Source organism: Serratia sp. HNCC26DJ244, from assembly GCF_057180565.1.
The window spans coordinates 71,797-95,335 of the sequence record NZ_JBXUGO010000005.1; the positions used below are offsets into that span (position 1 = coordinate 71,797).

The following is a 23,539-nucleotide window of genomic DNA, read 5'->3' on the forward strand; positions in this document are numbered from 1 at the left end:
TTAAGATGCTACTGCAGGTTCGACTTTTTCGTCTTTCTTTTCCGCTTCAGAACTTGTGTCTTTAATTGCTGATGGCTCGTATAGTGCAACCGTTGCTTGAGTTAGAGAGACATCAGTAAAGTCGCCTAATATGCCACGAAGACATTGAATAATTTTCTGCAGTGCATAGACCATGGTGACTGCCATCATTACTGGCGGAATGATGTAGATTACATACATTGGAATTGGCAAGCTGTCGGCCATTACCGAACCTGTGTTAAAGAAGTTCCAGCCAAATTTAATCCAAACCGAAAAAACAAGAATCGCCGAAATATGAGCAACTAAACCTAACAATGCAAACATACGAGGAGACTTCTTCTCAACAATTTCAGTGACGAAAGTCATTGCGATGTTTTTGTCGGCCAAGTACACGAACGGCAGGCATAGATAAGTCATGTAGATCATCAAGAATCGTGCAGCTTCGTCTGTCCAGCTTAAAGGCTCATTAAATACGTAACGACAGAGTACTTGGAAAACAACCGCCACTGTCATTACTAGCAACAAAATACCAGCGACTGCGCGCAGTACTTTTGCCACAGGGGTCGTTACCGTATTCAATGCTTTTTCTAATGTACGTAACATAGAATCACCATTATTTTTATATACCCTTCCTGTTTCTTCAAACCGCTTGGGTGTTAGCTGTGCTCTGTGACCCTAGTCACATAGTTGGCTATGCTTCTAGGGATTCCATCGCTTGCCGCCTTCAAGCAATTCAAAGTATTTTGGGTATAGGCCTTTCGGAAAAATTGGGTGCAGAGGTAAATAGCACCCTGTTTTATTATATTTATTGTTAAATTACGCTTTGCCGTTTGAACCAAACAGGCGGATTTTGTGGCGAACCACTTCTTTCATTGATGCAATACCAGTATTCATTGCGTCTGCAAGTACGTAGTCTTTTGCGTTTGCTTTCCAGTGAGCTTGTAATCCCTCAATGAAGCCTTGGCGTAGTTCGGTATCAACGTTGATCTTCGCTACACCGCGTTTCACCGCTTCGATAACTTGCTCATCTGGCACACCTGAACCACCGTGAAGAACGACTGGTTTTTGAACTGCTTCTTTGATTTCTGATAGACGGTCAAATTTCAGTTGTGGGGTTGTTCTGTAAAGACCGTGTGCAGTACCGATTGAAACTGCAAGATAGTGAACGCCCGTGCGCTCGGAGAAATCCAGAGCTTCAGCAACTGTGGTGATCATCGCGTCTTTTTCATCAACTGTGATGTCATCTTCTGTGCCACCGATCTTACCGATCTCACCTTCAGCACCTAGACCTAGCGCGTTAGCTACGCCGACAACTGCTTTCGTAATACGTACGTTCTCTTCGAAATCTAGCGCTGAACCATCGAACATAAGAGATTGGAAGTTACATGTCGCAGCTTGCATGCATTGCTCAAACTTACGGCTGTGGTCTAAGTGAACACACACTGGAACAGTGATTTGGTGGTATTCGATTAATGAGTCAATCGCAGTACGAAGTGGCTTCATGCCCATTTCGTTAATTGCTTTTTGACCAATTTGAATTATGATTGGCGCTTGCTCTTCTTGGGCCGCTAATAGTATTGCTTTGATCGTTTCTAGGTTGTGAGCTGTGAAAGCACCGATTGCATAACCATTTTTCCACGCTTCGTTAATCATTGTGTTACCAGATACGTAAGCCATTTTATTTCCTCGTAATATTTTTTAGTCTCATCGACTTTGATTTTGCTAAGACAGAAGTTACCAATCCAAGTTGTCAATTTCTGTTAGATGGATAACACTTTCTGTCACTTTAATGACATTCATTGCCATAAATGTACACGGAGTCACAAAACACTCAATAAGCATAAATTTCTGCTAGAACTCAATCTATTGTCATCTTGTCGTTTGCCATCTACATACAACTCACTGTTTCAACGAGATATTGTCGGCGAAATCAACAACCGCAAAATAACGCCCCACTCCTTTTGAGTTAGAGGCCAAACAGCAATCGACCACTTATCAACATTGATGATTTCGACAGCGTAGCCCTTCATTTTGACCGTGAAGATACCTTGCGTATTTATGGCCCTTCTTAGTCAAAAGAAACGAAAAACCATACATTTAAAGCAATGAGAAATTGATAGTTAGAAGGAACAATAATCAACAAATTCCATACCAAAATGTCAGAAAATGTTGCTTAACCTTCACCTCAGATAAACCAATTAACGATCAGTTTTTATTTCACTTTTGGCTCAAGACCTGAACTTACGCGAAGTTGTTCTAGTACAGCAGTCCAGTCTTGACGACCACGACCCGCCGCACGAGTTAGGTTGTACATTTCTCGAGCCGCTGCGCCACAAGGCATTGGAACCTTAACTTGGTTAGCAAGATCCAGTGCAATACCTAAATCTTTATGCGCTAGGTCTACCATAAATACTGGGGATAAATCGCCCGCTAGCACCTTACCTGGCCACGTGGTTGTAAAGTGTCCTTTACCTGCAGGTGTACCGCTCATCACTTTCATTGATGTTTCCCAATCTAGACCAATTGCCTCAGACAAGGTTGCCGCTTCTGCAGACAAAGCGTTTAGAGCAATACTCATGTAGTTGTTGATGATCTTAACGCGAATGCCTTTACCTGCTCCGCCACAGTCAACGGTTTCATTGCCCATACAATCGAACAGTGGCTTAGCGCGCTCTATCTGCTCTTTCGTACCACCTGCCATGATAAGAAGCTCACCGCGTACAGCATGCTCAGAAGTACGGCCTACCGGAGCTTCCATCATTGAGAAACCAAGCTCTGACATCTGTTTGATTAAGCTATCCGTTTCAAGCGGGTGGATGGTCGACATGTCGATAAGTAGCGAATTTTTGTCTAGTGTCGTGGTAACACCGTTCTCACCTAAGATTACATTTTTAACCAGCGTGCCGTTTGGCAACATAGTGATAACGAATTCTGAATCTAATGCCGCATTAGCAGGTGATGTCGCTGCTGTAGCGCCTTGTTCAACTAGCTGCTGGACTGCATCTTGGTTGATGTCAAAAACTTTTACTGAGTGGCCGCCCTTGATTAAATTGAGCGCCATGGGCGTACCCATTTGACCCAAACCAATAAATCCAATAGTAGACATTGTTCTTTCCTTCACGTTAGCGATTAACTTGAGACAAATATAAACATAAAATGACATTGCAACCATAATCAATGTCACATTTTGTTGTTTTTTGTTTACTTTGGTCGTTTTGTGATTGTAGTCCTAGTTAAAACTACAGATGTGAATATACTGCAGACATCAATTTGCGAAATCGCACTCCAAAAAGTAAACACATAGAGATTAGAGTTATGACAATTGCATGTTTAGGTATTGCGGTACTTGACCGTATTCAACGTGTCGCCACTTTGCCAACAACAGGCGGTAAATACGTAGCAAAAGACTACTTTGAAGTGGGTGGCGGACCTGCTGCGACAGCGGCTATCGCGGTTGCCAAGATGGGGCACCAAGTAGATTTCATCGGGCGTGTTGGTCAAGATGGCGTGGCAGATACCATGTTATCAGAGCTTGCCAGTTACGGTGTTAACGTCGATAAAGCCGTTCATGTGACCGGCGCTTCTTCTGCTTTCTCCACAGTTCTTGTGGATGATGAAGGTGAGCGAATGATCATAAATTACCAAGATCAATCACTCAGCCGCGATACAAAGCAAATTGAACATATCGACTTTTCACAATATGAAACTATTCTGACTGACGTACGTTGGCCAGAAGGTGCGAAGTACGCTTTAGAACAAGCGAAAAAGTTCAACATCCCTTCTGTTCTTGACGCTGACCTAGCACCAGATCCAATTTACGAGCTTGTGAAACTAGCCGATCATGTGGCGTTCTCTGAGCCTGGCCTTGAAAAATTCACTGGTTGCAGTGACCCAATTGAAGGTCTAAAAGTTGCTAAAAAACAAACAGATGGTAAAGTTTATGTTACAGTAGGTTCACAGGGCTGCTACTGGCTAGAAGGTGACGAAATTTGTCATGAGCCAGTAATCAAAGTAGATGTTGTGGACACTACTGGTGCAGGCGATGTTTTTCATGGTGCTTTAGCGGTTGCGGTCGCAGAATCGAAACAAAGCCGTGAGGCGATTGCTTTCTCAAACCTAGTGGCAGCGTTAAAATGCACTAAAAGAGGCGGTCGAGAAGGGATCCCGGCTAGATCAGAAGTGGACCAAAAACTACAAAAGTAAACAAAATGAAGGACTGACGTGACTAATCCCAGACAAGATAAGTTAATTCAGCTAGTTAATGACAAAGGTTATTACAGTGTAGAAGAACTAGCAGAAATGCTAGACGTTTCTACACAAACGATTCGCCGCGATATAAAGAAGCTCAGCAATGATCGTTTGGTGATTCGTCACCATGGTGGTGCAAGCTCACCGGCAACCAAAACTAACCTTGATTATGAAGTGCGTCAGGTGTCAGACACCGAGCAAAAGCATGCAATAGCCAAAGCAATTGCCGATTTGATCCCTGATAACTCTACAGTGTTCATCACTATAGGAACAACTGTGGAAGTCATAGCCAGTCATTTAGCCAAGAAAAATAATTTGCAGGTCATTACCAATAGCCTTCGCGTAGCAAGTGTTTTGCATACGAATAAGTCTATAGATGTATTGATACCTAGTGGTAAGGTGAAAGCGTTCAACGGGGGTATTGTTGGAACTGAAGCTATGGATTTCATCTCTAACTTCCGCTTTGATTATCTCATTACCAGTGCAGCATCATTGGATGTTGATGGTACCTTACTTGAGTATGACCTGAATGAAACAATGATCACTCAGACGGTCATGAAATCGGCTCGTCACGTTTTAGTCGCGATGGATTCAAGCAAGTTCATTCCTAAAGGGTCTATTACCTTAGCGAACATTAAAGATGTGACCTACTTCTTTACTGACTCCAAACCCAGCCCTTCAATTGAAGCTGTGGCGAAACAAGGTGATACCAAATTGGTGATTTGCTCGTAAGTATATTCTCAAGAGAAACTGCTCCTCGTGGAGCCGTTTTTGTTTTGGTGCTGTACTCAAACGCTCTATCTACCTTTTTTTCGATAAATAGAGCATTATTTGTACTCAGTTGATCATTTTTGCGCAAAGCGATGAATTGTTTTCTCTTGATACACTTCGCCTGGGTTTAATCGGGTCGATGGGAAATGCACGTTATTCGGGCTATCTGGATAGTGTTGGGTTTCCAAACACATACCATGGCATGACTCATAACGCTCACCATGACGCCCTACCCAACACTTGTTTGACAGCTTGAATCCATTATAAAACTGCACGGCTGGCTGAGTTGTCAGAACCGTCATCATACGTCCACTTTGCGGTTCATAAAGCTCCGCCGCATAGTTGTACTCCCCTTCTTTTTTCGAACCATCGAGAATACAGTTGTGGTCAAAACCGCCTAACGGCATCATCGCTTTATTCAAAGCAATCTGCTTGGTCTCGGTGAAATCGAGGCCGGTTCCCTTAACCGATAGAATTTCACCGGTTGGAATGCAATTATCATAAACCGGGGTGTAAAACTGGGAATAAAGCTTCAATTCATGTTGATCAACTGTGCCGGAATCATGGCCAGCTAAGTTGTAGTAACTATGGTTAACTAAATTAATTACGGTAGGCTTATCAGTAACAGCTTGGAAGTTATAGTGAACTTGATTGAATTCATCCAAACCGATGGTGTGAGTAACATTCAAAGTGCCACCGTAACCACCTTCACCATCGAGCGATACTCGCGTTAGATGAACGTATGTTGCCTCTTCTTGTTCCTCAATCTCGAAATCCCATACGTACTTATCAAAACCTTTAGCGCCACCGTGAAGGTGTTGCCCAGTTGGTGCTTCGTTGGTTTCTAATTGAAACACTTCACCATCTAGCTCATAACGCCCCTGCTCAATACGGTTAGCATACCGACCCGCTACCGCACCAAAGAAAGGATGACCTCCTAGGTATTTTTCTAGACTTTCGTAACCAAGCACGACATCCGCTGCGACACCATTGCGATCTGGCACTTTAATTGAAGTCACAATACAGCCATAGTTGGTCAACTGCAGTGAGATACCTTGGCTATTGGTAAGCGTAATCAGCTTTACCGGTGCAGTTTGACCTTCAACTTGTCCCCAATTTTCAATCTTCAGTTCCACGTAGTTACCTCATTTACCACTTTATCTGTTAGCCAAGTGATACCATCACTATCACTTAGCATTTCTATTTGTTCTATCTAACCCGCTTCAGTTTGCTCTTTCGTTCCCACTGAGCAGCGAATACCGCGTTGATTAAAGTAGTTGGCAATGTCACTCACTCGAGCCTGAAATTCATGACGGTCGAATAGCAGCGATTTCATTTTGTAAGGCAAACCCAACGACTGATACTTTTCTTCACCCAAGCGCATAAAACTGAGCAGTTGCAAGATGTTTACTCGACCATTGAGTTCCTGCTCGATAAAATCAGCGGTGGCTGAAATATTGGCATCATCGTCATTGATACTTGGTATCACAGGAATTCTTAAAATCAGCTCTTTATCGAGTTTACTAAGCGCTTTTAAGTTATTAAAAATCTTACGATTATCAACACCGGTGTATTTCTTATGCTTGGCACTGTCCATTAACTTGAGATCAGAAATAAACAGGTCCGTATAAGGCAGAACCTTTTCAATCCGGTTCCAATTGACATAGAAGCTCGACTCAAGACAAGTATGGATGCCCTCTTGCTTACAAGCTTTGAACAACTCAACCACAAAATCACTTTGCAGCAGAGGTTCTCCGCCAGAAACCGTCACACCACCGCCTGAGCGGTCATAAAATCCGCGGTCTTTGCGTATCAGCTCCATGCACTCATCGACAGACATCGACTCGCCCCACTGTTTTATTGCTTCCGAAGGGCACTCTTCGACACAGTGCAAGCAACTGGTGCATTGATGTCTATCGATTTGCTGCAACATCGCGTCTGAATAGATCAGCATTTTGTTATCAGGACAGACATCAAAACACGAGCCACAATGCTCAGTGGAAATACATTTGTTGTGGTATACGCCTACTTCAATATCACGTTTAAAGCTTTCAGGGTTACCACACCAATCACAGCGCAAAGGGCAACCTTTAAGAAATATTTCAGTGCGAATACCTGGCCCATCATGCAGCGTGAACCTTTGGATATTTAGCACTATCGCCTGATTTGACACAATTCACCTCAACCTTGTGTTAAAACGTGAAAACCCAAACCACTTTTTAGCCTGCATACTATTGGGCAATGGTTTGGGTATCACTATGGGTTAATTAGAATCGTAGTTCTGTACGTTGGATCAAATCGTCCTGCAGCGGTCTACCAAGCTCGACAAAGTAAGCGCTATAACCAGCTACTCGCACCAACATATCGCGGAAAAGTTCTGGATTCTTTTGCGCTGCGCGCATTTTTTCCGAACTCATGATGTTGAATTGCACGTGCATACCCTGCTTACCCATGTACTCATCAACAAAGCTCAACAGAATATCGCGTCCTTCAACGCCGGAAACCGCATCTTCAGGGAAACGCAAATTTAGCAGCGTACCGTTTGTCGCCAAGCTATGGTCGACTTTGGTTACTGAGTTTATCACTGCCGTTGGGCCGCTAATATCGTGTGAGCCACCCGCGGTGTGCACAGGTCCCATATTGTCAGAGATAGGCTCACCGTTTTTGCGTCCATCCAATGACGCGTTAGTGTATAGCCCCATCCCTACGTTAGCGTTTACAGTGTAAACACCTGGGCTGAACTTACCACCACGTGGATTTTGGCGACCTTTAATATGACGGCAGTAACATTCGAACATGTAGTTAAATAGCTCATCCGCTTCGTCGATATCATTGCCATAGTGTGGGATCTTTGAGCTATTGACCAACGCATACAGTTTTTGGTGACCATCCCAGTTATCTTTTACCGCGTCTAACAGCTCTTTACCTGTGTATTTCTTATCATCAAACATTAGCTTTTTGATGCTTGCCAATGAGTCTGCACAGCTTGCAATACCCGCAGCTTGTGGTGCTGTGCCATTGTATTTAACGCCGCCATAAGTCATGTCTTTACCTGACTCGATACACCCTTCAAAAAACGCTGAAATGTAAGGCGTTGGTTTTATCATGCGATGCATCTTGTCGGTAATATTGAGGCAACTACACAGTTGGTCACACCAATAAGCAAACTGCTTGTCCACACTCTCTAACACTTCCTCAAACGATTGATAAGTTTCAAGGCTGCCAGTATCAGGGCCAAGCTGCATACCAGCATTAGGACCAGACAAAATACGACCGCCGTTGATCACCATTTCCATCATTTTTACGGTGTTAACATAGCCCGCATCAAGCCAACCGTGCTCTTTACCAGGAATCGTCGGTTCAACACAGCCAACAACCGCATAATCACGCGCTTCTTCAAGCGTAACACCTTTACCTAACATCGCTTTAATTGCTGGACCATCATTGAACAACTTCGGATGACCGTAGCCTGCGCGAATACATTCAATGGTTTTGACTTTAAGCTCATAGGGCGTTTTGTCGTGCAAACGCACACACACCCATGGGTTCATCATGCGAGTATGCACTGACGCTTCAAGCATCAGCATTGTCAGATCGTTGGTTGCATCATTGCCTTGCAGATCAACGCCGCCAATGGTCAGGCTTTCACCACCAAAGCCGCGACCATTGCGCACTTTCACCGTGCCTTTGTCTTTCAGCTTGGTTGGGTTATTCATCTTAACGTAAAGCACTTCCAGCACTTCTAAAACAAACTCTTTTGCCACGCCATTTTCAGCGCGATCTTTGGCATAGAACGGCAGCATCCACTGGTCCATACGACCGTAAGAAATTGAGTGGCCATTACCTTCGATTTGCGTCATCGTCACGGCAAAGTTAAACAACTGAGCCGCTTGCCAAAATGTTTGCGGTACGCCACCAGCAATTTGGTAACAGTTCGCCGACATCCCTTGCAACTCTTGCTTACGAGCTTCATCCGTCGCGGCAAACGCCATATCTTCAGCTAGCAGTGCGTAACGTGTGATGTATTTAATTGCTGCTTCTAGCGCAATGATCGTTGCGGTGTAGTAATCACGCTTATCACCATAATCTGGATCTTGTTTTGACAACTCTGCAAAAGCTTGTTTTGCCTGCTGCAATACGCCGCTGTAGCCAAGCGTCATCAGCTTGTTGAAATCCATTGCGAAGTGACCAATACCAGCGAAGTGATAGTTGTTGGTTTGGAACACTTTCTCACCCATGTGAGAGCCTTTTTTCTGATCATCATCTAAGTTCGCCGTGATGAACTCATTGGCACTCTTGCCTTTCCAGTAAGCGCACAACTCAAGAATCTCAGCACGCTCTTGCTCATTACGAATATAGAACTGATCGTTTGGGCGCTCTTCAAATGGCGAGTTAAGAATTTCATCAATGATCCAGTCTACCGAGAACTCAGGGTAAATTGGTGATGCTTTGGCAGGCGCTGCAATCTCACCAAGAATCAAATCTTCTTCGTAGATGTGCAACGTACTGTTCAGCAGGATATTTTGAAACGCCAATGCACATTGAACGATACGCGGCATGGTTTCATTGTCACGATACGCTTCTGTTACTAAACGCAATCTTTCAACATCAATGTCGTATGAGCGATCTAAAAAAGTTTGGCGCAGACGATTTACGCGTGGGAACGGAGACCAATCCGCATGCCCCACTTCGTAACCCAAACCATAAACCTTATCAAATGCCTCTGTACCTATTGCATCAGTGCGGGCGGTTGTTTTTAGTTCAAATAACGTCTCTTTGTCTGCTTGGAAGTTTTCCATAGATAACCTCATAAAATAAAGAATCAAAATGCCAATGCTCAACTCTTTGAACCAACTAGGCGGTTCAAAGTCACTATTTAAACATTGGCATTTTGACTGCACGCAATGCCCGAAACTACTGAGGTTTATTATACGAAAGAGGTAGAAGTTATATGGGAGGATGGTCACAAAGCGAAACGATGCAGACAAAAAACAACAAAATGTGACACAAATAATGGTAATTAATTATAATAAATCTATAGTAATCCTACATTCACTAAGCTCTAAACATGGATTTATGGACACCACGATAATTCTTATTTCGCTGATTATAGCACTAGCAGGCTTTACTCAAGGCTTGACTGGCTTTGGCTCAGCACTCGTTTCCGTACCTTTACTGTCACTCATTGTTGGTGCTCAAACGGCAGTTCCTATTGCGGGTATTTTCGGCTGGTTGGTGACGTTACCAATCGTGTGGAAAATGCGACATTCTATTCAACGCCAAACAGGTTTGATCTTGTTTGCAGGCTCAGTACCGGCTTCTTTTGTCGGCGCAAAACTGCTGGCAAGCATGCCATCTCAGTACATTCTATTGACGATGGGGGCAGTATTAATTATTTCTAGTATCCACTCGCTACGTGCGACTAAGCCTTTGTTTAAAAAGGCTTCAGTGCCATTAACTGTTGGTGTAGGCTTTACTTCAGGCGTGCTTGGGGCGAGCGTGGGTGAGTCAGGTCCACCAGTAATTGCATACACATCAATGCAGCCTTGGACAGCAGACCAAACTAAGTCAACACTAGCGTTCTTCTTTATGCTGCAAATGATCGGTGCCAACGTTAGTTTCTGGAATGAAGGGTTATTTACTGAGCAAGTTATCTCACACGTTCTGTCGGCAATACCAGCGTTCGTGCTTGGTTTAACTGGCGGTATGATTGGCTACCACTTCCTACAGAAGTACAAAATCAATTACCACAAAATCGTGCACAGTTTCTTGTTAATAATGGGCTTGATGCTGGTGTTCAAAAATGTAAGTTTTTAGACATTTTGGTGATTTGATCAGTTCTTGGTAAAACGGCACTCCTGTTGAGTGTCGTTTTTGTTTTTTGTTATGTGGTTGCTAGCTCAATAGGTTTCATCGCTAGACTCAAGCTCTCAGGTGTTGAACACTAACCTTCAACTATGCGGTAATCATCACTAAGCCCGAATATTGTCATTCTTGCGCATGCGGGAATCTCGCTTTTAGTGTTGTTTGGTGATGCTTAAAATTGTGGTATGGGCATGTCACCGAAGTGGCCCCCAATTTTCGGACATAACTTTAAGTGGTTGATCTGTTTTGATAGTACCCAACAATACAGGGACAGATTATGACTAGAAAACGTAGAAACAACTCTCCTGAATTTAAAGCCAAGGTAGCACTCGATGCGGCTCATTCAAAAGCGCCAGTGGGTGTTTTGACTGGTTTTTGGTTGAGCCATTTTTCCGGTTGGCTTCAATGTCTTGAGCCAGATGTGAATCAAGTTCAGCAGCCAAAGCAGCTTCCGTCAACTGTTTGATTAACGGCGTTAAAATGCTATCTTTTCCCGTTAAGGCTTGGCCATCCTGCAGTGCTTTCAGGGCTTTATCGAAATCGAAGGGTTGGGAAATGTGTCATTCCTTTTTTGGATATATTACTGGAATGACACAGGATTTCTAACACTCCCCAATTAATTAGAATTGCTTGATAGCGGCTAGCAGGTCAGCATCTTGGGCTTGTTTGCGGAAGAATACTGGTGGTTGTCCAATAGGTGCATCAACCTTAATCCAGCCACCAGTGAACGTTTCACCAGTCCATATATGTACCCATTCATCTTTAGGCAGGTAAAGCTCTTTCACTGTTTCGCCTTGGTTGTAAACCGGAGCCACCATTAAATCGCGACCAAACAGATATTGGTATTGAATTTGATACGCTTCAGAGTCTTGCTCGTAGTGCATAAACAGTGGGCGTTGAACTGGCATACCTTTAGTTGCATTCTCTTCTACCGCTGCTTTGATGTACGGCATAAGGTGCTTGTAAATCTTAGTCATACGCGCAAAGTGGGCTAGCGTATCTGTATCCGTATCAAATTGGTGATTATCATCTGGTCGATTGCCTTCATGAGTGCGCATTATTGGCGTAAATGCTGCCATTTCCGCCCAACGTTGAAACAACTCTTTAGAACGCGTGTTACCATGCAACGTTGTGTAGCCACCGATATCACTATGGCTAATACCATTACCCATTAGACCAGCAGAGAGCGCAGCTGGAATGACCGATGCTAAACCGTCATCTTTTTCCCAAATTACTGATTGATCACCTGCCCAGAGAGTGTGACAGTAACCTTGGATACCAGTAGCACCAGCACGCATGAAGAACAGAATGTCGTCAGTTTTGCCAGCTTCTTCAATCGCTTCATGCTGTATTTTTGCCCAACGGTACGGCCATTTGTTGTGCTCAATTTCAGCACTAACACCGTTATAGAGCGAGCAGTCTGTTGGTAGATATTCACCAAAGTCCCCCATCCAACCGTCAAGGCCGAAATCGATCATGTTCTGCTTGATAACACCCTTGTACCATTCACACGCTTCAGGGTTCGTAAAGTCAACCACGCCACACTCAAACTCACCAAAGTCTACAACGTATTTTGAACCGTCTTCTTTTGTTGCTAGGTAGCCTTTCTCAAACCCTTCCTTGTACAGCGGAAAATCTTCCAATACGTAAGGGTTGATGTAGCCTAGGAAGCGAATACCCTGCTCTTTTAACTGTTGAATCTTAGTATCTAGACCAGGATAAAGAACCTTGTTCCACTGCCAATCCCACTGCAGACGCTTACCAAATGAAGTCATTTTGATGCCTTGCCAGTCTTGACACCAAACACCGGCAACTTCAATCCCAGCCGCTTTGGCTGCTTCAACTTTTGCAATTGTGATGTCGGTCCCCCCCTGAATACCAAGGATCACACCATTGTAAACCCACTCAGGCAGTGCTGGTTGACGTCCAAATACGCCAGTAATATTGGTCATCAGTGCAGGGAATGACTCTTCGGCATCAAACAGTAGATACTCCGGAATATTCCAACATTGCAACTCATGATAGTCAGCGTGAGTAAAATCGAAATCAGCGTAAGCGCACGTTTCTAGATGGCAGAAGTATTTTTTATCAGAAACAAACGTTGGTTGTGGGTAGTTTGTGGTGTAATAATCACCGCCCGCCTTATCTTTAACATCTGCTTGCCAAGTTGTGTAAGTATTTTTGTTACGACCAACCCCTGGTTCAGAACTCCATAGTGGGAAGCTTTTGCCACGAAGATTGAGGTAGCTTAGTTGTTCGCCACAGCCGTACACCGATTCTGATTCACTTGCTGCAATACGAACCCAAAAACGGTTGTACTTTTCATCAAATGCAGTGAATTCAACTTTAAGGCGTGCCTCTGCCGTTTCAAATATCCTAGCTTGCAATACAGCCTCACCATCAAGACTAAAGGTAATGACGACGTCATCTGAGTTTTCTGTGATTGCGAATTTCTTCAGCGGTAAACGCTCTGACACATAATCAGAAATATCAAAGTTACCGCGGTACATATCAAAAGTGCCTTGCCCAATACCTAGGTACAAAGAGGGGCTAACTTGTGAGTGTTCAAATACAGTTCTGTTTTTGTGGCTAATAGTAAAACCTGATGGCGTTTGGGTAAGTTTCATTCGAAAATCTTCTGAAATAGAGATAAAATTTTGGCGCAACCTGGGTGTTCACCCAAGGAAAAAGCCTTCGGTGTGCTGCGCCTAGCTAGCGTATAGATGAAATTTGTTGCTCTTAACGAATTGACGCTGCAATAAGATTGCTAGTGAACACCGCTACAGCGTCAATCGAGTTAGATTAGGTACTGATTACTTAAATTGGATGTCGTATTCTGCTTTGATCTTCGCTTCACACGTTTTGATTTCGTTCTCAAAACGTTCTAGCCATTTCTTACCTTCCGGGCCTGTCTCTTTCAAAAATTCTTCTCTAACAGGTGCCGCAGCCGTAACAAATGCTTGTTTTTCAGCTTCTGTTGGGCTGTAAACTTTACCGCCAGCTTTCTTGAATTCTTCATACGCTGTGTATTCGCGGTGTTTAGGGTATGAACGTAGGTATTGGTTTTGTGCCGCGATACCATCGATTACCACTTGTTTTAGCTCATCCGGGAGCGACTTAAATTTCATGTCGTTGAATACCCAAGCGCCGCCCATGTAACCGTGACCATCAAGGATCATGTAATGGATACTTTCATGGAACTTGTTCATGATGATATCTACGATACCGTTTTTAGTACCGTCAACCATACCCGTTGAAAGTGCTGTGTACACTTCTGGCCATGCGATTGGTGTTGGTGCACCGCCAAGTGCTTTAACAAGGTCTTGCTGAGTTTTTGCCGGTACCGTACGAAGTTTTAGACCTTTTACGTCACCCGGTACTTTTACTTCTTTCTTGGTTGTTGCGATGTTACGCCAACCACCAGAGTTCGATACTGCCATTAGACGCACGTTTGGTGCACGTTGCATGAGCTCTTTACGCACGTCCGCAATGAGTTGTTCGTTGTCGTACACACACTCTGCTACGCGGTCATTTGGTAGTAGGTATGGCAGGTCGAATGCACCAACTGGTTGCCAGAAACCGCCTAGCTCAGGAATCGTTGTTTGGAAGTAATCGAACATACCCGCTTGTACCCCAGCGATACACTCTTTTGCGTTGGCACACAGCTGACCTGCGGGGTAGATATCAACTTGAATTTTACCGTTAGAACGAGACTCTACATAATTCTTCAATACAAGTAGCGATTGGTGGTTGTAGCTATCTGCTGTCGTTACATGTGGAATAGTTAGTTTGTAATCCGCTGCATTTGCAGCACCAGCCGCAAGAAGAGATGCAGTGGCAAGGCCCAGTAGTGTTTTCTTCATGTTGTTTCCTTACTCATTATTGGTGCGGCTCATTTATTAGGGCAAAGAGCCGTGGGACTAATTGAGAATTAATTTGCCTGTATTTCTATTTTTTGTTGTTTTTTTAACCTAAAAATGGTGATTGAGAGCATAATCGCGTTAAACATATCGTTTAGTAAGCCACCATAAGATCCAACCAAGACCGCATTGATCATCCAAGTTAAGGTGCAAATCAGGAATGCAATTCGCATTCGCATGCCTTCGGAAATAAACAGTGCGTAGCAACTAATGATTGATGCAATCGCCGGTAACACATCACGTGGCTCTGAGTAGAAATAAACACTCATCGCTATCTGCACCGCAAGGAACAGGTAAAAGACTTTAAGTCCTTTATATTTCACTGAAACTAGCGCACGGAACGAGTTTATTAATAAATTCAACCCAGCCACGACAGCGCCAAGCAAGGTATAGTGAATTGAGAACGTCAAACAAGAGAGGCAGATAACAGCTCGCATGCGATTGTCGTTAGTTGTAAATGATGCAAATAGGTTTAAACCTAATGCCACAAATCCCAATGCTTGGACCAGTGTCTCATTCATCTAATTTTCTACGCTCAACTTTTGTTTTCAATTTCGCTCAATACAATTCTTGGCAAAAAAATCTATATAAAGTTCAAGAGCTTATGATTGCAAGGGTTTGTCGTTTTTCTTACGCGGATTGACTATAAATTACATATTCGATTAGTTATAATGAATAAAATTCAGCTTTCGATTCCAAACCAGAATGGATACAGATTTACTTCGCACTTTTTGCCAACTTGCCGATGACAAGAACTTCCGTGTTGCCTCGCAACACCTCTATATCACTCAATCCGCGCTAACTAAGAAGATTCAGCGCCTCGAAGAACAGCTAAAAGTTTCATTATTTGAACGCGGTCGACATGGCGCAGAATTAACCCCAATGGGTAAGGTTCTACTGCCAGAGGCAAAGCGGGTTCTTAAAGGCTTTGAATCATTTCAACGCTTAGCAACCTTCGTTGCTGAAGGTACCTCCGGTCATCTTAATATCGGCTTTGGTATCTCTTCTTTCCACGAAGCGCCAAACTATATTGCTAAGTTCAAGCAAGATTGCCCCGATGTTCACGTCACGCTTAATGACTACCCTTCTCACCAACTGGTTGAAGAGCTGCAATTAGGTAACCTGCAACTGGGTTTTGACCGTTTATCAGTCGATCCGCCGCTTAAAGCTATCCCGCTATACTCGGACCGCCTGGCCATCGCGATTCATAATGAAGAGATGTTAAACTTTGATAATCTGTGGGGCTCGCTTAGTCACTACAACTATCTAGGCTTGAGTCGTGATAAAAACCCGACCCTTAATAAGCACATCACCAATTATTTGTGGGAAGCAAAGCAGCGCCCAGCGGTGTTTGAAGAGGCCAACGACATTGTTACTGCGTTAGCACTGGTTTCAGCCCGTTTGGGTTACACCATCATTCCTGCAAGCGTAGCGCGGATCAGCCAGCCGCATATTCGCTTTATTCCGCTAACAGGCAAACACTCCGAGTGGGAAATTGGGCTACTTTGGAACAGCGATATCACCGATCCGGTGCGTGAAGCGTTTATTAAGAAAGTGGTCAGCAAGTAAAACCGCTCTCAGCGCTGACTATAAAAAGAGTATTGGCGGCTATTTCCGCCGATTTACCCACCGCTGACAATCAATGGTTGCCAGGTCAAACCCCACTGCTTGTTAACCCAAAGGCAGCGCCATCACTATTGCGTCTTCACGCCCCTTCACTGCCGGGTAATAGTTATGGCGCACCGTCACCTGGTTAAAACCAAACTCTTCGTAAAGCGCAATGGCAGCCAGATTAGAGGCGCGCACTTCCAACCACAGAGTGGCAATACCGCGTGCAGTTAACTGTTCGATCACCGCTGTCAACAGGGTGCGCCCTCGCCCTTGGCGTTGCCAGGTGGGGTGAATGGCGATATTAAACAACGTCGCTTCATCAAGCACTATCTGGGTTATAGCGAAACCGGCCATCTGCCCATCCGCTTCCAGTTTCAGGTTAAGGTAACGCTCACCTTGATTACTGGCGAAGGTCGCTGCTGTCCAGGGAAATGCATGGCTGGCTTGTTCAATTTTAAACGCGGTGGCCAGGTCGGCCGTGGTCAGGGTAGAAATCGTGTTCATGATGACAAATCTGCTGCCACAGTGCCCGTTTGGCACCGGCATTTTGAGAAAGCTCGGCCAATGCCGGGCTAAATAACTGAGCACCGGGTACCGCAAGCGGCTCCTCAATGCCCAGCCGCCAACTGTTGCACTTAATATCTTCCGGTAACATGGCCACCTGGTCCGGTGTCAAACCATAGGCTTGTGCCGCTGTTAACCCCAGGCTGCGCAGCACATCACAAAACAGCTCATCATGCGGTTGCGGCAAAACCTGCGCCACCACCAGCAAACGCACCTCCGGTGGCACGCTGACCGCCACTTCCCCCTGTAACACACCAGGACGACGCAATACCCATTGCGTAATGCCTAATTGTTGTAACAACCAGTCGCGTTTTGCTGCCATGCTGCTCCCCGTGAGTTAAGTGCGTTAGCTATTTTCTGCCGCGTCATGCTAACAAACCCTCAAGCTCTGCGCCATGCTTGCTTTAGTTCTACTCTGCAACTGCCCCCCTTTTAGGTATATAATCCCGGTTCAATTTTGAGGAGCTAAAACTGATGTCTGCCATGACCCCCGCCAGTGAAGTGATACTGCGCCACAGTGATGAGTTTATTAAACGCCGCGTACTGTTCGCTGGTGACCTGCAGGATAGCCTGCCCGCCCAATTCGACGCTGCAGATGTGCGGGTTCATACTCAGCAATATCATCATTGGCAGTTACTCAACCGCAGCATGGGCGACAATGCACAGTTCGGCTTGACGGTGGAACCCGAGTTTATCGCCGAATGCGACACACTTATCTATTACTGGCCGAAGAACAAACCGGAAGCACAGTTCCAACTGTGCAATATTCTGGCTCTGCTGCCGGTGGGGATAGAAGTCTTTGTGGTAGGTGAGAACCGCAGTGGGGTGCGTAGCGCGGAACAACTGTTGGCAGGCCATGTTCAGCTAACCAAAATCGACAGTGCCCGCCGCTGTGGGTTATACCATGGCAGCCTAGATGTGCAGACTCAATTTGAGCTAGCGGAGTGGTGGCAAAGCTACCCGATACATGACCTGGAAGTGAAAACATTGCCGGGTGTATTTAGCCGCGATGGGCTGGATGTTGGCAGCGCGCTGCTCCTGTCAACGCTGGAAAAACACCAGAAAGGCAAAGTGCTGGAAGTCGGTTGCGGTGCTGGCGTGGTCGCCGCCGTAATGGCCCGGCTGTCACCGAAATTGAAACTGACCCTGAGCGATGTGAACGCAGCGGCGGTTGAATCCAGCCGCGCCACGCTGGCGGCTAACGATATAGCCGGTGAAGTTTTGGTGAGTAATGTCTATTCGGATATCACTGGTCGTTTTGACCTGATTATTTCCAACCCGCCGTTCCACGATGGTTTAGCCACCGACCTAACCGCCGCAGAAATGCTCATCCGTGGTGCGGTAAAACACCTGCCGATTGGTGGCGAATTACGCATTGTGGCCAATGCCTTTTTACCTTACCCGAAAATTCTGGATGCCACGTTCGGCAGCCATGAAGTATTAGCGCAAAATGGCCGTTTTAAAGTCTATAAAGCGACGGTGGGCCGCCCAGCGCGGGAAGCAAAAAAAAGATAATTAATCGGTTCTGCTTTATGACCGAAAGAGCAAAAAAATCGGCCTGTATTGCTCTCGTAGGGTACCCGTGTCATTCAAGCTGTAGCAGACGTTTGCGTTTTTCCCCCACTAGGAAGAATTCAAACGTGATTCAATAACGCATCGCGTTTTTACGCTACAACTTGAATGAACATGGGGGTATAAGCACTTTATCTATGCCTCATCATGCATAAAATAGGCTCATGACTTTATATTTCTCGCCAAGCATACACGCACGCTGTAACGCTAGCGGCAAGGAGTTACACTGCTCTACCCTGTTCACAATACCCCCTTTGCTTTATCAATAACCGCGATATGTCGATAACACTGCATGAACCAAAAACAGCGCATTACCGGCGTCGCATCGCCCAGCCCTGCACCAACAAGAAGATGGCGTTTTTTACAGCAAACGCTGCTAAACAGGGAAATAACGGTTGACGAAACCTGCAAAATCTCTAGAATTCGCCACCGTGGTTGTGTTACTCCGGTAACGTTTTGGTACTGCGAAGGTGGCGGAATTGGTAGACGCGCTAGCTTCAGGTGTTAGTGTCCTTACGGACGTGAGGGTTCAAGTCCCTCTCTTCGCACCAAAAAACATCACAGATTTATATTGCACAGCACTTATGCGAAGGTGGCGGAATTGGTAGACGCGCTAGCTTCAGGTGTTAGTGTTCTTACGGACGTGAGGGTTCAAGTCCCTCTCTTCGCACCAAGCTGGTGATATAAATCAATCAATGCAACACATCTTTTGTGCGAAGGTGGCGGAATTGGTAGACGCGCTAGCTTCAGGTGTTAGTGTTCTTACGGACGTGAGGGTTCAAGTCCCTCTCTTCGCACCACTTGATGGGTTCTCTTCTTGTTGTTCCTCGCGGTTTAATCGATTAAAAAAGCTGACTGGCTCTGATGGCATTTGCCACTTTTAACTGCGCTTGGCTATTTTTTCCTCAACTATAAAAAACTTTTACTATTCCTCGCGTTTTGCACATGCCATCAAGGCGATAGCGCATTACACTTAGCTCATTAACTTGATGAGTTGACCGTATACAAGCGACGCATCGAGCGCAAAAATTCCCAATACTATTTTATATGGACAATGATCGTTGAAGACTTCACTCTCCACCTTATCGCTGTTGCTGGGGTTATGTACCCCATGGGTTAGCCAAGCCAGCAACTCACAACTGACCTCGCAGATTGTCGACAAATATGCTGAACATATGTTCTTCAACAGCGGCGCAATCGGTATGTCGCTGGTAGTGATCGACAATAATCAAGTGGTGAACCGCAGTTTTGGCAGCACCAAACCGGGTAACAATCAACGCCCGCAGCCCGACTCGTTGATCCGCATTGCCTCCATCACCAAGCTGATGACCAGCGAAGTGATGGTTAAAATGGCGGCTGAAGGTAAAGTCAAACTGACCGACCCACTGCGTAAATATGCGCCTAAAGGGGCTTATGTTCCCGCTTACAGCCCCTCTCAGCCGATAACGCTGCTGAATTTAGCTAGCCATACCAGTGGATTGCCCCGTGAACAACCCGGGAAAAAGCCGCCAAAGACACCGGTCTTTACCTGGCCGACCAAAGCACAGCGCTGGCAGTGGCTGGCACATGCCAAGATCACCACACCACCCGGGACTCACGCGGCCTATTCTAACTTGGCTTACGACCTACTGGCGGATGCGCTCTCTCGTGCTGCAGGCAAGCCCTACAACGCCCTGCTGCGTGAAAAAATCACTACCCCCTTGGGGATGGTGGATACCACATTAACCCCGACCGCTGAACAGTGCTCACGCTTGATGGTGGCCGCGGTCAATCCCAGCACCTGCCGGGATACCAGAGCCGCAGCTGGCAGTGGTGGCGTTTACTCCACCCCGCGTGATATGCAGCGCTGGATGCAGCAATTTCTTTCTTCTAACGTCACCGGGCCACGCAAGCCCACCGCTGCCAGTGAACAAACCATGTACTTCCAACGCCAGAATTTGGTTACCGTGAAGGGTATGGACGTTCCCGGTGAAGCATCGGCCCTGGGTTTGGGTTGGGTTTATATGGCACCTCAAGCGGGCCTGCCGGGGATCATTCAGAAAACAGGTGGTGGCGGTGGATTTATCACCTATATGGCGATGATACCGCAGAAAAATATCGGCGTATTCGTGGTGGTGACCCGTTCAGAATTGAGCAAGTTTACCAATATGAGCGACCCGGTTAATCAGTTGGTGGCAGATTTAGCGGCTAACCAGGGTTGAAATAAGTTGACCCAACATGGGCACACCACGGGTGTGCCCATTGCTGATATCTCTCGATGACTCAGATCACTGACAACTAAAACGGAAGGTCTTCGACTGGCACGGAGCTAGTTGAGTGAATTCCCCTTTAGCCGCATGCTGCTGCGATAGCGGTTGTTCATCCATCGCTGTTTCCACCCACTCTGTTAATGGCCGTGTGGTGGTTAACTGCCCGCTGAGCGTGCCTTGTTCCGCCGGGTTGTACACGCGGATAATCAGAGCTTCAGCATCTTCAGCTTTCTTCAACACACTCAACACCGGGCCAGATTCTGCCATCGACAGCAGGCTAAAATGCAATGGTGTGCGGACATTAGCCAGATTCAGTTTCATCGCATCAAACGGCAGTTTGTTGTAACAACGAACCGGCGTCACATAGGCCCGGGCCTGTTGCATCACGCCCGCCTGATGAGGGTCGCCAGCAAAACTGAACAAGCTAAAGCGACAATGCAATTTGCCACGCATTTGTGAGTCTGGCGTTGGCAGTTTAATGCCGGAAGGACGCCCAGGGCGTAGCAACAACTCCTCCTTACCCAGCACCCCGACAGAACGGAACAGGGTTAAGGCAAAGGTATCGCGGCGTTCACCGATAATTTCAAACTCACGCAGCCCTTCAGTAAACAGCGCTAGCCCGTGTTGCTTATCATGCAGTGCCGCAAAGTTCATCAATTGCCATACCGGGATCGGCGCTTCCTTCCAGCCCTCTTGCTGCCAATGGGCCATCGCAGGATCGTCCACCGGGCGGGTAATGGTACCAAATTGGTTATCTGCCAGTACCGTCTGGCTGGCAAATGGCGTTGGGATCAGCACACGGACACGGTGATCATCGGCTTGGTTATCTAACCACATTTCGATGTCGATCCGGCGGCTGTTATGCGCCAACGTCACTTCACAGCGCACATCAAGGTAACCGTCACAACGGCGTTCTGCCCGCTGTTGCAAATTAACCGGTAAGGCCATACGTAGCGCCAGTGTAATGCTACTCTGCCAGGCTTCATGCTTGATAGCGGTGGTGACGGCGCTTTCAGTTGAATAGATCAACCACTCCTGACGGGAAGGTGAATAGTCATACTCATCACCATCGTCAGAACCTTCTTCCAGTTGTAGCACCTGCTGATAACGGCAACCGGTCTGCTTATCTTCAATATCCAGCGTGCCATTGGCATTGAGCCCAATACGGTAATAGGCGTTTTCCAAACATTCTGCCGCCGCTACCGATGGCTGGCGCTGTTTACCCGCTTGGTTAGCGTGAATATGCAAGGTGCAATAGCCCATCGCTGGCAGTGGCTGATACAACTGGATGTCGTACTCCATAAACGGGTCGTAGTTGCCGTAGTGCACAATCTGGCGGTCCACCAACCCCGGGTCAATCTCCCGCGCAGCACGGATAAAATACTCCACCGGTTGCCCTTGCTCATCAAGCAGCGAGAATTGCTGGGCGCGAATGCGGATCGTGGTGTTGATCACCTCACTACGCGCATAAGGCAACAAGTTAAAGAAGGTCAGTTTATCTGCCACCGACCCGGGTGCATCACCATGCTGTACTGGCATATTGTCGACAATCTTGCGCATATAGAAACGGACCAGGTTCTCGGCCATATCATCTGCCAAGATAAACCGCGTCATAATCTCCTGGTGCACCTTGTCACTACAGCAACAACCAATACTGTCGTGGGCATGGTTTTTCAGGATCTCTTTCCACATTTTTTCCAACAGACCGTGATGGTATTCAAAACCCAACGACCAGGCGATAGCGGCCAATGGCTCAAGGATATTGACGATTTTGTTCTCAATCTCGGCATGAGCAATCTTAATATCCATACGGGTCGACGAAATAGTGCGGTGTACACGCATATACTTGCCGTCGTTGAACTCGCCTTTTAATGTCGCCAAACGTTCACGGCTAGCTTCAATCTGCTCGAATACCTGCTCAAAACGGCTCATCACAAACTCGCGCTGCGGGTAAATCTCGCGCAATTTAGCCATTACCTGGAAAATATTCTGTTGCAGTGGCATCTGATCGTGGCCGTTAGGCAGCAGAATATCTTTGGTGACTGAGGCGTTTTCCAATACGTTGAAATAGCTATCCAACCGTTTACGCAACCCGGCTTCATCTTCTGGCAGGTATTTACCAATGGCATAACCTAATGGCAATACTTGTGCCGCCACTTCACTGCCATCGTTGCTCTGCCAAAAAAACTCAGTCTTATCGGTGCCATGGCGTTCGGAACAGCCGCGCCAGAACATGGCGCGGGTAATACCAAAGCCATTGAAAATATGCGGTAACTGCGAAGACATACTGAAAGAATCTGGCAGATAGCCAATCTTCATCGGCTCACCAAAGGCCAGGCAATCACGCATGCCATACATCAGGTTACGGACAATGGATTCCCCCGACACCACCATGGTATCGGTTTGGCTATACCACGGGCCGATAATCAGTTTACCTGCCTGCACCAGTGCTTTCACCCGCTCACGGTTTTCTGGCTTGATGGCGAAATAATCCTCCAGCACTGCCGTTTGACCATCCAGCACATAGAAACGATACTCTGGGTCACTTTCCAGCCGGGCCAAGATCTCTTCCATGTTGTTAATCAGCAGGATACGTGACTCCTCGGTGGTGAAATACCACTCACGATCCCAATGCATATGCGGTGTAATATGTACGCGTGATACAGGTTTCATGTTCAATTCCTAAATAAGCCAGCGCCGCTTTTACGGCGCTAAAAAAAA

Annotated in this window: 18 protein-coding genes, 3 tRNA genes and 1 pseudogene; 9 read left to right on the forward strand and 13 right to left on the reverse strand. The window is 46.1% G+C overall.

What is annotated here, in order from left to right:
• From AC2A06_RS05935 to yihU, 3 genes are all read right to left on the reverse strand, one after another.
• A complete protein-coding gene (locus tag AC2A06_RS05935) occupies window positions 1–621 on the reverse strand; it encodes a TRAP transporter small permease (protein ID WP_473196852.1) in 621 nt (206 codons plus the stop codon).
• Window positions 622–834: 213 nt separating this feature from the next.
• The gene (locus tag AC2A06_RS05940; protein WP_473196851.1) at window positions 835–1,695 is read right to left on the reverse strand and encodes a class II fructose-bisphosphate aldolase; all 861 of its coding nucleotides are present in this window, start codon (window positions 1,693–1,695) and stop codon (window positions 835–837) included.
• A 535-nt stretch (window positions 1,696–2,230) separates the two neighbouring features.
• Window positions 2,231–3,124, reverse strand: coding sequence for a sulfolactaldehyde 3-reductase (gene yihU / locus AC2A06_RS05945; protein ID WP_023492829.1), 894 nt, complete (start codon window positions 3,122–3,124; stop codon window positions 2,231–2,233).
• 209 nt (window positions 3,125–3,333) lie between these two features.
• Here yihU and AC2A06_RS05950 point away from each other — a divergent pair, with 209 nt between their 5' ends.
• Together AC2A06_RS05950 and AC2A06_RS05955 are read left to right on the forward strand one after the other, a co-directional pair.
• Complete coding sequence (locus AC2A06_RS05950) at window positions 3,334–4,221, forward strand: PfkB family carbohydrate kinase (RefSeq protein WP_484379674.1); 888 nt, start codon at window positions 3,334–3,336, stop codon at window positions 4,219–4,221.
• 18 nt (window positions 4,222–4,239) lie between these two features.
• Window positions 4,240–4,998: a DeoR/GlpR family DNA-binding transcription regulator gene (locus AC2A06_RS05955; protein WP_473196848.1), complete on the forward strand. Its 759-nt coding sequence runs from the start codon at window positions 4,240–4,242 to the stop codon at window positions 4,996–4,998.
• A 113-nt stretch (window positions 4,999–5,111) separates the two neighbouring features.
• Here the strand turns inward: AC2A06_RS05955 and AC2A06_RS05960 are convergent, their stop codons facing one another.
• From AC2A06_RS05960 to hpfG, 3 genes are all read right to left on the reverse strand, one after another.
• Complete coding sequence (locus AC2A06_RS05960) at window positions 5,112–6,173, reverse strand: aldose epimerase family protein (RefSeq protein ID WP_484379675.1); 1,062 nt, start codon at window positions 6,171–6,173, stop codon at window positions 5,112–5,114.
• Window positions 6,174–6,250: 77 nt separating this feature from the next.
• Window positions 6,251–7,210, reverse strand: coding sequence for a (2S)-3-sulfopropanediol dehydratase activating enzyme (gene hpfH, locus AC2A06_RS05965; RefSeq protein ID WP_484379676.1), 960 nt, complete (start codon window positions 7,208–7,210; stop codon window positions 6,251–6,253).
• A gap of 94 nt (window positions 7,211–7,304) precedes the next feature.
• A complete protein-coding gene (gene hpfG, locus AC2A06_RS05970; RefSeq protein ID WP_484379677.1) occupies window positions 7,305–9,836 on the reverse strand; it encodes a (2S)-3-sulfopropanediol dehydratase in 2,532 nt (843 codons plus the stop codon).
• A gap of 277 nt (window positions 9,837–10,113) precedes the next feature.
• Here hpfG and AC2A06_RS05975 point away from each other — a divergent pair, with 277 nt between their 5' ends.
• Window positions 10,114–10,854: a sulfite exporter TauE/SafE family protein gene (locus AC2A06_RS05975; RefSeq protein ID WP_484379678.1), complete on the forward strand. Its 741-nt coding sequence runs from the start codon at window positions 10,114–10,116 to the stop codon at window positions 10,852–10,854.
• Window positions 10,855–11,261: 407 nt separating this feature from the next.
• Here AC2A06_RS05975 and AC2A06_RS05980 read toward each other — a convergent pair.
• The 4 genes and pseudogenes from AC2A06_RS05980 to AC2A06_RS05995 all read right to left on the reverse strand — a co-directional run.
• A pseudogene (locus AC2A06_RS05980) lies at window positions 11,262–11,459 on the reverse strand (IS256 family transposase); the annotation flags it as partial.
• A 63-nt stretch (window positions 11,460–11,522) separates the two neighbouring features.
• Window positions 11,523–13,529, reverse strand: a complete 2,007-nt coding sequence (locus AC2A06_RS05985; protein ID WP_484379679.1) for an alpha-glucosidase — start codon at window positions 13,527–13,529, stop codon at window positions 11,523–11,525.
• A 186-nt stretch (window positions 13,530–13,715) separates the two neighbouring features.
• Window positions 13,716–14,765 carry a TRAP transporter substrate-binding protein gene (locus tag AC2A06_RS05990; RefSeq protein WP_484379680.1) on the reverse strand — a complete coding sequence of 350 codons (1,050 nt, stop codon included), beginning with the start codon at window positions 14,763–14,765 and terminating at the stop codon, window positions 13,716–13,718.
• A 68-nt stretch (window positions 14,766–14,833) separates the two neighbouring features.
• Window positions 14,834–15,343, reverse strand: coding sequence for a YgjV family protein (locus AC2A06_RS05995; protein ID WP_484379681.1), 510 nt, complete (start codon window positions 15,341–15,343; stop codon window positions 14,834–14,836).
• Window positions 15,344–15,527: 184 nt separating this feature from the next.
• Between AC2A06_RS05995 and AC2A06_RS06000 the strand changes: the two genes are divergently transcribed.
• Window positions 15,528–16,391: a LysR family transcriptional regulator gene (locus AC2A06_RS06000; RefSeq protein ID WP_473196842.1), complete on the forward strand. Its 864-nt coding sequence runs from the start codon at window positions 15,528–15,530 to the stop codon at window positions 16,389–16,391.
• Between the two features lie 102 nt (window positions 16,392–16,493).
• Here AC2A06_RS06000 and rimI read toward each other — a convergent pair whose 3' ends face one another.
• Window positions 16,494–16,937: a ribosomal protein S18-alanine N-acetyltransferase gene (gene rimI, locus AC2A06_RS06005; protein ID WP_023492689.1), complete on the reverse strand. Its 444-nt coding sequence runs from the start codon at window positions 16,935–16,937 to the stop codon at window positions 16,494–16,496.
• The gene (locus AC2A06_RS06010; RefSeq protein ID WP_484379682.1) at window positions 16,888–17,319 is read right to left on the reverse strand and encodes a DNA polymerase III subunit psi; all 432 of its coding nucleotides are present in this window, start codon (window positions 17,317–17,319) and stop codon (window positions 16,888–16,890) included. The genes rimI and AC2A06_RS06010 overlap by 50 nt, the downstream gene beginning before the upstream one ends.
• A gap of 152 nt (window positions 17,320–17,471) precedes the next feature.
• On the opposite strand from AC2A06_RS06010, the gene rsmC reads away from it, so the two are divergent.
• The 5 genes from rsmC to ampH all read left to right on the forward strand — a co-directional run bounded on the left by rsmC (window position 17,472) and on the right by ampH (window position 20,770).
• Window positions 17,472–18,512, forward strand: a complete 1,041-nt coding sequence (gene rsmC / locus AC2A06_RS06015) for a 16S rRNA (guanine(1207)-N(2))-methyltransferase RsmC (RefSeq protein ID WP_484379683.1) — start codon at window positions 17,472–17,474, stop codon at window positions 18,510–18,512.
• 521 nt (window positions 18,513–19,033) lie between these two features.
• Window positions 19,034–19,120 (forward strand) — tRNA-Leu (locus AC2A06_RS06020).
• Window positions 19,121–19,155: 35 nt separating this feature from the next.
• A tRNA-Leu gene (locus AC2A06_RS06025) sits at window positions 19,156–19,242 on the forward strand.
• A gap of 40 nt (window positions 19,243–19,282) precedes the next feature.
• Window positions 19,283–19,369: transfer RNA gene (locus tag AC2A06_RS06030), tRNA-Leu, on the forward strand.
• A 288-nt stretch (window positions 19,370–19,657) separates the two neighbouring features.
• The gene (gene ampH, locus AC2A06_RS06035) at window positions 19,658–20,770 is read left to right on the forward strand and encodes a D-alanyl-D-alanine-carboxypeptidase/endopeptidase AmpH (RefSeq protein ID WP_235186792.1); all 1,113 of its coding nucleotides are present in this window, start codon (window positions 19,658–19,660) and stop codon (window positions 20,768–20,770) included.
• A gap of 66 nt (window positions 20,771–20,836) precedes the next feature.
• Here ampH and mngB read toward each other — a convergent pair whose 3' ends face one another.
• The gene (gene mngB, locus AC2A06_RS06040) at window positions 20,837–23,491 is read right to left on the reverse strand and encodes a mannosylglycerate hydrolase (protein WP_484379684.1); all 2,655 of its coding nucleotides are present in this window, start codon (window positions 23,489–23,491) and stop codon (window positions 20,837–20,839) included.
• Between the last annotated feature and the right edge of the window lie 48 nt (window positions 23,492–23,539).

Bases quoted from the DNA above. Each gene is read 5' to 3' on its own strand.
- AC2A06_RS05935 (WP_473196852.1), bottom strand. From the start codon at position 621: ATGTTACGTACATTAGAAAAAGCATTGAATACGGTAACGACCCCTGTG.
- AC2A06_RS05940 (WP_473196851.1), bottom strand. From the start codon at position 1,695: ATGGCTTACGTATCTGGTAACACAATGATTAACGAAGCGTGGAAAAAT.
- yihU (WP_023492829.1), bottom strand. From the start codon at position 3,124: ATGTCTACTATTGGATTTATTGGTTTGGGTCAAATGGGTACGCCCATG.
- AC2A06_RS05950 (WP_484379674.1), top strand. From the start codon at position 3,334: ATGACAATTGCATGTTTAGGTATTGCGGTACTTGACCGTATTCAACGT.
- hpfG (WP_484379677.1), bottom strand. From the start codon at position 9,836: ATGGAAAACTTCCAAGCAGACAAAGAGACGTTATTTGAACTAAAAACA.
- AC2A06_RS05975 (WP_484379678.1), top strand. From the start codon at position 10,114: ATGGACACCACGATAATTCTTATTTCGCTGATTATAGCACTAGCAGGC.
- AC2A06_RS05985 (WP_484379679.1), bottom strand. From the start codon at position 13,529: ATGAAACTTACCCAAACGCCATCAGGTTTTACTATTAGCCACAAAAAC.
- AC2A06_RS05990 (WP_484379680.1), bottom strand. From the start codon at position 14,765: ATGAAGAAAACACTACTGGGCCTTGCCACTGCATCTCTTCTTGCGGCT.
- AC2A06_RS05995 (WP_484379681.1), bottom strand. From the start codon at position 15,343: ATGAATGAGACACTGGTCCAAGCATTGGGATTTGTGGCATTAGGTTTA.
- AC2A06_RS06000 (WP_473196842.1), top strand. From the start codon at position 15,528: ATGGATACAGATTTACTTCGCACTTTTTGCCAACTTGCCGATGACAAG.
- rimI (WP_023492689.1), bottom strand. From the start codon at position 16,937: ATGAACACGATTTCTACCCTGACCACGGCCGACCTGGCCACCGCGTTT.
- AC2A06_RS06010 (WP_484379682.1), bottom strand. From the start codon at position 17,319: ATGGCAGCAAAACGCGACTGGTTGTTACAACAATTAGGCATTACGCAA.
- rsmC (WP_484379683.1), top strand. From the start codon at position 17,472: ATGTCTGCCATGACCCCCGCCAGTGAAGTGATACTGCGCCACAGTGAT.
- mngB (WP_484379684.1), bottom strand. From the start codon at position 23,491: ATGAAACCTGTATCACGCGTACATATTACACCGCATATGCATTGGGAT.